This is a genomic window from Rhodoferax sp. UBA5149, assembly GCF_002413825.1.
Classification (GTDB): Bacteria; Pseudomonadota; Gammaproteobacteria; order Burkholderiales; family Burkholderiaceae_C; genus Rhodoferax.
Genome location: NZ_DHXT01000086.1, coordinates 1 through 1,636, shown reverse-complemented (window position 1 = coordinate 1,636; position 1,636 = coordinate 1). Strand labels below are relative to the sequence as shown.

The 1,636-nt window shown below is 64.1% G+C and carries 1 protein-coding gene and 1 pseudogene; both read right to left on the bottom strand.

What is annotated here, in order from left to right; genetic code table 11:
- A pseudogene (locus tag B3V69_RS07220) lies at nucleotides 1–185 on the bottom strand (dihydropyrimidinase); the annotation flags it as partial.
- A 68-nt stretch (nucleotides 186–253) separates the two neighbouring features.
- Nucleotides 254–1,567, bottom strand: a complete 1,314-nt coding sequence (gene preA / locus B3V69_RS07215) for an NAD-dependent dihydropyrimidine dehydrogenase subunit PreA (RefSeq protein ID WP_296445151.1) — start codon at nucleotides 1,565–1,567, stop codon at nucleotides 254–256.
- Between the last annotated feature and the right edge of the window lie 69 nt (nucleotides 1,568–1,636).

Here is a 1,636-nt window from a genome sequence, read left to right as displayed (position 1 = left end):
TGGGTGTGCGGGTCGATGCCGCCCGGCATCACATACTGGCCACCGGCGTCCACGATCGTGGCACTGGCGGGCGCGGCCAGCGTGTCGCCGACGCCGATGATGCGGCCGTCCTGGCACATCACATCGGCTGGGAACGCGCGGTCCGCATTCACCACCGTGCCGCCGCGAATCAAGAGTGTGCTCATGAATGCTCCTAAATAAATAGCTGCTTACGCAATGAATACGGGGGCTAGAGCCATATTTAACTTAAACCCTAGGCCGGTTTGGCGGCGCGCATGGGGTTGTTGGCGTGCGTCGTCCAGTCAGCGTGTTTATCGCTCACAAGGCGCCCGGTGCGCAAGTCTTTTTCACCGGGCAACAGCTCGCGCAGCGTGATGCACGCCGGCACCGGGCACACCAGCACGCACAGGTTGCAGCCGACGCATTCGTCTTCGCGCACTGAGAAGTGGCGGCGGCCGTCCTGCATGGCGGTGATGGCCTGGTGCGAGGTGTCTTCGCAGGCAATGTGGCAGCGCCCGCACTGGATGCAGGCGTCCTGCTTGATGACCGCCTTGGAGATATGGTTGAGGTTGAGGTAGCGCCAGTCGGATACCGTGGGCAAGGCCTTGCCGCGAATATCGTCCAGCGAGGTGAAGCCCATCTCGTCCATGTAGTTGGACAGGCCATCGCTCATTTCCTGCACGATTTTGAAGCCATAGACCATGGCGGCGGTGCAGACCTGCACGTTGCCGGCGCCCAGGGCAATGAAGTCCAGCGCATCGCGCCAGTTGCTTACTCCCCCAATGCCCGAAATCGGCAGACCGGCCGTGAGCGGATCGCGCGCAATCTCGGCCACCATGTTCAGCGCAATCGGCTTCACGGCCGGGCCGCAATAGCCGCCGTGCGAGCCCCGGCCAGCCGTGGAAGGTGTCATGGTCAACGTGGCCGGGTCCACGCCCATGATGGAGTTGATGGTGTTGATGAGCGACACGGCGTCGGCGCCGCCTTTTTTAGCGGCGCGCGCGGGCAGGCGCACATCGGTGATGTTGGGCGTCAGCTTCACGATCACCGGCAGTTTGCTGTACTGCTTGCACCAGGCCGTCACCATCTCGATGTACTCGGGCACCTGGCCGACCGCTGCGCCCATGCCGCGCTCGCTCATGCCGTGCGGGCAGCCGAAGTTGAGTTCGATGCCGTCGGCGCCGCTGTCGTTCACGCGCGCCAAGATAGCCTTCCAGGACGCTTCCACGCAAGGCACCATCAAGGACACCACCATGGCGCGGTCCGGCCAGTCGCGCTTGACCTGGGTGATCTCTTTCAGGTTCAGCGCCAGGTCGCGGTCGGTGATGAGTTCGATGTTGTTGAAGCCCATCAGCCGCCGGTCCGGCGTGAGCAGGGCGCCATAGCGTGGGCCGTTGACGTTGACGACGGGGGGCCCGGCCTCGCCCAGCGTCTTCCAGACCACGCCGCCCCAACCGGCCTCGAAGGCGCGGTTGACGTTATAGGCTTTGTCGGTCGGCGGCGCCGAGGCCAGCCAGAACGGGTTGGGGCTGTGGATGCCGGCAAAATGGGTGTGCAGATGGGCCATGGTGTTCTCTGAATCCTGAGGTGCTGTAGAGGCGGACTGGTTTAGCCGCCCGTGAGTTGGGCGTGGATG